Below are 7259 nucleotides of genomic sequence, written 5' to 3' on the forward strand. Positions count from 1 at the left end.
AAACACCGGTCAGAGAAAACATGGTGGATCAACTCCCTGAGAAATGGAGGGGACAGTTAAACCGGCTCCGACGGCGGGTGGAGACAACGATTGGTCAGCTAGTAGAAAGGTTTAATATTCAGCGAACCAAAGGCAGAACACTATGGAGCTTGACTAATCGAATTACCCGCAAGCTATTATCACACAGTTTGTGTGTATTATTTAATAGGAACCAAGGCAATGCTCCTCTTCAGTTAGCTAAATTAATAGGCTAAAAAGTCGAGCATCGCGTTAGGTACGTTAACAAAAGACACAGATAGAGTTCATATGAGTGAAACATTAATCTCAACACTAGTCAGCCCCAGTGGAAGCATGAGTGTCCTTTCCAATAATGAAGTTAAACAACTTCAAGACACTACCAAAGGGGGACTTTACCAACTATTTCGCCAATGCTCATTGGCCGTTTTAAACTGTGATGAGCATTCAGATAACCCGTATAAAATTCTTGAGAAGTATCAAAGTTATGATATTCGGATTATCCACGAGCACAGAGGTCTAAAGTTACAGCTGCTTAATGCCCCTGGCAATGCCTTTGTCGATGGACAATTGATCAAAGGGATCAAACAAAACCTATTTGCGGTCGTGCGAGATATTCTTTATGTCGCCAATGAAGTCAAACTTCACGCAGCGGTTAATACCGAAAGCTCTAGTGACATCACCAATATGGTATTTCATGTCTTACGCCATGCTAATGCTTTTCGCCCCAAAATACACCCGGACATTGTGGTATGTTGGGGAGGACACTCCATTGGCGAAGTTGAATATAAATACACCAAACGTGTTGGCTATCAGCTTGGACTACGAGGGATGAACATTTGTACAGGCTGTGGTCCTGGTGCCATGAAAGGTCCTATGAAAGGTGCCAATATTGCCCATGCCAAACAACGCATCAATGGTAGCCGTTTTATAGGGCTGACAGAGCCAGGTATTATTGCCGCCGAGTCACCTAATCCTATCGTCAATGAATTAGTTATCATGCCCGATATTGAAAAGCGTTTAGAAGCGTTTGTCCGGATGGGGCATGGTATCATTGTCTTCCCTGGAGGACCGGGAACATTTGAGGAAATTCTGTATATTCTAGGTATTTTATTACACCCCAATAATCGAGATATTCCATTTCCTGTTATCTTCACTGGTCCCAGTACCGCAAAAAGTTACTTTGCGGATATACATCAGTTTATTGGTAAGACCCTTGGTCTTGAAGCCCAACAACGCTATAAAATCATTATTGATGATCCTGAAACTGTGGCTAGGGAAGTTAAGTTTGGTTTGGATGAGGTCACCCGTTTCAGACGGCAGACAGGTGATGCTTTTTACTATAATTGGCAGTTGACTGTAGACCATGAGTTTCAACAGACTTTCGAGCCTACCCACGAAAATATGGCCAGTCTTGAGTTATCTAAACAGTTACCCGCCTATAAGCTAGCAGCTAACTTACGACGAGCTATGTCAGGTATTGTTGCAGGTAATGTAAAAGAAGTTGGCATTACAGCCATTACAGAACATGGCCCTTACAAGCTGTTTGGAGACCCTGAACTCACAGAAGATATCAACCAATTACTGCATTCCTTTGTTATCAACCAGCGAATGAAACTACCCGGCAGTGGTGACTATGAACCATGCTATGAAATCATAGGTAAACAGTAGACTTAACTTGAGTACCCATTATTGTAAGCACACTTCATAATGGGTACTTTTTTACACCTCGCTTCCTCTACGCGTTTGCTAAAACACCCACATGATTTAGTGAGCAATTTATTTAGAAACTTAATCAAGTCCGTTGTTATTGATTATAGCCACCCACTAATAAATCTTCCCGCCATTTCTCCAGTAAACCTTCACTTTGCAACTGCTTAACGCCTTTATTAAAGTCCTTTAATAGCTGCTCTGACTGTGCATTGTTGCGAGAAAACAATAAGTGCCCTTTTGCTTCAACAAGTGGCTTGGGATTAAACTCAACGAGATGTACTACAGCCTTATCAAATTTTTCCGCTAATAGCCCAAAACCAGCAACAGTTCCCATTGGAAACAAGTCAATTCTAGCAGCAAACAGCTTCTTAAAGTTTTTGTCATCTGCTGATGCAGTCTGCACATTCAATTTACCAGATTCAGCTAAATCCCAGAATTCTTTTGTATAGGTATACCCTGTCGTTGCACCAATGGTTTTACCTGAAAGATCAGTCAGCTTATGCCACTCTTTCAATGGGTTGCTTTTTAGGTGAAAAAACACGGTCTTTTCCGTCATTACAGGCTCACTGTAAATAAAGTCCTTTTCTCTGTCTGGCGAGTGAAACCAAAAAGATGTCGCATGATAATCCCCTTTTTTAGTAGATTCATAAGCACGTTTCCAAGGAAAAAATTTAAACTCCACTTTATAATCGCCAGCTTTTTTAAATGCTTCTGTTATCACATGGCTAACAAACCCTTTATGCTTTAAACTTTCTGAAACCCAAGGTTGATACTCTCCAGTTGCAATTAATACCGTAGTTTCAGCCTTGCCAATTATTGAATAAACCATAATCAATAATGCGATACACCATCTGCTGAATAGTTCACAACCTGTTTTCATTTAAGCACCCTATAAACATCACAATACTGTCACATTCAGGTTAGTACATCATAAGCGCATCATCGAATTAGATAAGACCACCATGTGTCACTGTATAAAAAAAAGCCTCAACACCTGTTTCTCAAACCAACTCAAGTCTTGAAAATAAACTTTTTGCAGTCTCCCTATCACGCCTAAATAACCATTAATGAATATTTTGATATACAATCTTTTAACAAGATAAAGGCTGGGTAATGTAGTATAAGCTGTTTACCGCAGCTTCATTTGGAAGGATGAAACACACTTAGCATTTCTATTGATTTAAAACGGACATGGTAATATCTAAATACTTAAACAGATCATCAGCCATATAACGAACCTGATGGCTGCTTTTCTTTTCTCCAAGCCGAACAACAACAGTGTTCATTGCCGGAATGACCAAAATATATTGACCTTTGATACCTTGTAATACTATGACTTCTTTATTCTCATAGGTTGTTAACCAAAAGTGATAACCATAAAAGTCAACTGGCTGGTCATCTTTGTGGCCCTTGAGATACTTTGCAGGCTGTGTGGCATTAAGCAGATAATTTTGAGGAATAACCTGCTTATCTTGCCACAACTCTTCGTTTAATATCAGTTGACCAATACGAGCAAAATCACGTGCACTGCTAAAAAAACAACAAAAGGCTTTTTCTTCTCCATCAGCTTGGTCCAAAGACCATAAAGCAGGTTGATTTGCACCTATTGGCTGTCATAATTTTGTAGACGCATAATCAGACACTGTTATTCCTGTCGCCTTTTCAAGCACTTCAGCAAGAATCTGCGTATTAATGCTTGCATAGTGAAAGTGCAAGCCAGGTTGTTCTGACACTTGCAATGTATTAACAAGACTCACTAAATGTTGCCCATAATACGCCTGTGCTGTAACAGAAAAGGGACTACTGTAACTTTCTTCCCAGCTTAAACCCGAACTCATTGTTAATACGTCTTTAATGCTAATATGCTTACGCTGCCCTTGGCTAAACGCAGGCAAAAAATCACTTAATTTCTGCTCTAAGTCACGAATATGTCCCTCTGATATCGCTATGCCCACTAGTAAAGAAACGATACTTTTAGCCATTGAAAAGGAGTTAGCGCGTATATGCTCATCATAACCTTGCCAATATTTCTCAAGTAACAGTTCACCATTTTTTATAATCAAAAATGCTTTCGAATCATATTCACCTAATACTGACTTAGCTTCATCACTCAAGTTAACTTGATTATAATTTTGTGCCTTTGGCCAAGGTATAACATTGTCAGCGGCAACAACTCGATTATTAAATATTTGATAATCATCAAGATCTGCTTTTTGATACAATAAAAGTGAAGGTAAATAGCGGTAAGGTCCAGACACCAAAAGGAGCATAATAATCATTGTCAATATTAACGTGCAGCCAATAATCCATTTTAAATGCTTGCATTATTTATACCTTGATAGTAGTAAAGATTTTCTATGATAACGTACACCCTTCACGACTCATTTAGTTTTTTTGTCAGCCTTCTTAATCATTATCAAAAAACTGCTAACAAGCATTTATCAATATAATCATCTTTAAACATCTTTAAAAACCGTGCCTTTTTGTAAGAGTAAATCAGCACGGCACAGGGAATCACAGTGTATAAGGAATACATATGCATCCGACTACAGCTTTTGACACGGCTATCACGAAAAAGTGTATTTTCATTTTTAGAGGCCACCTGTCCTTGAAAGCTGTTTTTAATCATAATGCGCCAATATACTTGACTCGTCGCCTAAAAAGAGTACGTATTAAATAATACGGTTGATAACGCCTTGACGGAACAGCTATAGTCTTAGACTAATGCTTTTCCAAACTATACCCTATACGCAGGCTTTTAAAGGGGGCTATAGTCTGGCCTGTGAAGACCAGCCATAGCAACAAACGTTTTTTTAAACCAGCTAACTTAGCACTTAAAGTAAACACTATGTATAGACAACATAAAAGTGCGAGAACAATTAGAGTCACTCAGAGAAATAGCCATGTTTTAGTAAAACCTGTCCTTGTGCATTAACAATACAGTAGCGGTGTACTTCATCAGGCGTTGGCCATTGATAGGAAGCAAACTGTTTTGCTAACACCTTATCAGGCACAGCTAATACACGTCTTCGATCGCTTTGGCATATCTTAGAGTACGGTGCTTGGAACACCACCAGCGTTACTAACGCATGATAGTCTTTACCAATATCACACACGACTTTTCTAAAGTCATAACGTAAATTAGTCGCATCCCAAATCACATTAATGCCTTTACGCAAGCAAGCTTTAAGTCGATCCTTTGCTAAGTGTAATACCTTACCAGTATTTGCTTGGCTGGCAGCATTTCCGTTAATTTCCCGTCGAATTTCATCTAATGAAACAACCTGATAATTTGATCCCTGTTGCCTAACCCATGTCGATTTACCTGAACCACTGGGACCACATAAAACCACTAATTCAGCAAAGCCATTACGTCGTTGATAGGTTATAGCAATTGCCTCGTCAACAGTCGAAATAAAGCCCCTCTCCATGCCAGAAACAGCGTGACTATATACATAGTCACGACTATCGGCAGATAGTGATATTAGTGAACTTTCCAGTTGTTGCTGCCAACTACGATGAATGTCTTTCTGCCACACCCCATACTCCGTACTAAAAAGCTTGAATTCTTCTAAGTGCATTAACTGGCTTTTTATATCAGAACATATGCGACCACGCATATCAGCAACTTCAAGCCAATATACCAGCTCTATATCCACACACCGGGACAACTGCCAAAAATCCCCAGCACTATGGTTTCTAACCATTAGTAATTTTGGTCGATGATGCTCTCCAACCAACCCCATAACTTGGTAAATAACGGAATAGCTTAACTCTATCTCAGGTAATAAAAACGTTAGGTATGAACGACCTATTGCCTCATGTTGTGGTGAAACAATACGACGTACTTCTCTTATTTCTCTCTCTCGCACTGAGAGTGGTTTACCTATATCGTGAAATAATGCTCCTAAAATTAAAGCCTGGCGCTTTTCTCCAGTTATATGAGCAGCATCACTATCTAATAATACATACAGCTCTTCCAAAACCATTTTTGTATGAATATATACATCACCCTCGCCATGCCATTCAGGGTCCTGTGGAGTATCTTTTAAACTACCTAACAAACTACATACATTGCCCAAGTAATAAATACATTCATCAATATCAGGAGATGCATTTTGCTTTAAAGCCTCTAACCACTCTTTACGTGTCACTTGATAGTTCTCCACTTTTGTTTATGCTTCCTTTACCAACCCCACGACAGAGCAATTTGTTTGCTATTACAGCTGTGTGCATCCAATGTTCATCGGTCTGAACATGCGACTTCCGCACCCATTTAGCGACAGACTGCGCAAATTCACTATAATGAAAACGCTCGCTTAACCTAACCACATAACCTTCCATTGATGCAGTATCAATATTTATTTGTTGAATACGTTTTTTATTCCATTTCCCCTGAAATAACACAGTCGGTGGAGTCAAATTGAGTAACTCAAACCATTCTTCACTCTCAGCCCAAGACAGGCAACAGTTATGCTCATCCCAAATTGAAAACACCATAAAATAAGATAGCAACTGATCATAAGCAATGGCATGTCTGGCATAAAGATTCTCACCACAAATTCGCCATCCCACTGGAATATCTCTAGCAATAGCCGCATGTAAGGCTTTTATCCAATCCCTTGATGGGTGATGACGACTATCAATTGAACGCGCATGGATATAATCACAATATAAAGAGGTGTTCTCACCATCCATTTTTTCAGTGACAATAACCTGCTTACCTTCAAATTGGCTTGCATCACAACATCGCAAGTCATCAATTGAGCCACCTGGAGACCAGGGCAAATGCGGTGTTCGTGGATATTTGTAGCGTTTCACGAGGCTACTGCTCATGATCAATGTACTCCCAACCTACTAGCCAAAATACAGTCATTCAGCCTGGTTAGCCAAGCGTCAGACTAAACACATCTTTTTTCTGACTTTGGGTTTAACAAAAAACGAATAAGTATACTCCCAGACAAGCAGTACCCTTTATTAAGCATAGTAAAAAGGTGTACAGGTCATTAATACCATTGCCCCACAGCTTCTATCATGGAAAAAACAAGATATACCACTAACAAAGCGCATTATGTATCAAGTTGAAATGGGAATGCGCATATGTGCATGAAAAATAAACTAAGCGAAAACAGTACTACGAACCTAGCGCCTACCTAACAACAAGGGAGCTATTCAATGGCTTTTGGCATACTTAGAAAGTATGTAACTGATTCAACTAAGGCGGGATGTATTACATTGATTTAAACGAAAGCTTGACCTTCATTCCTCGCTATCAATTATTTTATTAACGCCGAGTACTATGTACAGGACAAAAAGCTGAATAAATAAGAAAAATCAATTAGTTAGAAGTGAATTGATCCCTCATTGGTATTACAATTCAGGCTGCGAAACCATGAAGAATTGTAAAACAATGAAAGAGATCAATTCACTCACCAAAGAGCTTAAAGGGGTTTTTGGTTGGCATCAAGCCCGAGTCACCTTGCTAGCCCAATTTATTCTAGCACTGGTAAAGGTTCGTTCAGTCAATCTCA

Annotated in this window: 6 protein-coding genes and 2 pseudogenes; 3 read left to right on the forward strand and 5 right to left on the reverse strand. The window is 39.4% G+C overall.

Annotation, left to right across the window (positions count from 1 at the left end; all coding sequences use genetic code 11):
* Together F607_RS34925 and ppnN are read left to right on the forward strand one after the other, a co-directional pair.
* Positions 1-254 (forward strand): annotated as a pseudogene (locus F607_RS34925) (IS982 family transposase); the annotation flags it as partial.
* Between the two features lie 52 nt (positions 255-306).
* The gene (ppnN, locus tag F607_RS0123200) at positions 307-1686 is read left to right on the forward strand and encodes a nucleotide 5'-monophosphate nucleosidase PpnN (RefSeq protein ID WP_027709979.1); all 1380 of its coding nucleotides are present in this window, start codon (positions 307-309) and stop codon (positions 1684-1686) included.
* Positions 1687-1822: 136 nt separating this feature from the next.
* On the opposite strand, the gene F607_RS0123205 is transcribed toward ppnN, so the two are convergent.
* The 5 genes from F607_RS0123205 to F607_RS0123225 form a co-directional block, all read right to left on the reverse strand.
* Positions 1823-2608: a substrate-binding periplasmic protein gene (locus tag F607_RS0123205; RefSeq protein ID WP_027709980.1), complete on the reverse strand. Its 786-nt coding sequence runs from the start codon at positions 2606-2608 to the stop codon at positions 1823-1825.
* 292 nt (positions 2609-2900) lie between these two features.
* Entirely contained in the window at positions 2901-3305 is a 405-nt protein-coding gene (locus F607_RS33180) for a serine hydrolase domain-containing protein (protein ID WP_051311760.1), read from the reverse strand.
* 36 nt (positions 3306-3341) lie between these two features.
* Entirely contained in the window at positions 3342-3998 is a 657-nt protein-coding gene (locus tag F607_RS33185) for a serine hydrolase domain-containing protein (RefSeq protein ID WP_169719841.1), read from the reverse strand.
* A 615-nt stretch (positions 3999-4613) separates the two neighbouring features.
* Complete coding sequence (locus tag F607_RS31370; protein WP_038292125.1) at positions 4614-5882, reverse strand: AAA family ATPase; 1269 nt, start codon at positions 5880-5882, stop codon at positions 4614-4616.
* Positions 5872-6549: an RNA ligase family protein gene (locus F607_RS0123225; RefSeq protein ID WP_230400452.1), complete on the reverse strand. Its 678-nt coding sequence runs from the start codon at positions 6547-6549 to the stop codon at positions 5872-5874. Before F607_RS0123225 ends, F607_RS31370 begins: the two co-directional genes overlap by 11 nt.
* 589 nt (positions 6550-7138) lie before the next feature.
* Here F607_RS0123225 and F607_RS36230 point away from each other — a divergent pair.
* Positions 7139-7259, forward strand: a pseudogene (locus F607_RS36230) (IS4 family transposase); the annotation flags it as partial.

Origin of the sequence: Zooshikella ganghwensis DSM 15267, assembly GCF_000428585.1 — a bacterium.
Lineage (GTDB): Bacteria > Pseudomonadota > Gammaproteobacteria > Pseudomonadales > Zooshikellaceae > Zooshikella > Zooshikella ganghwensis.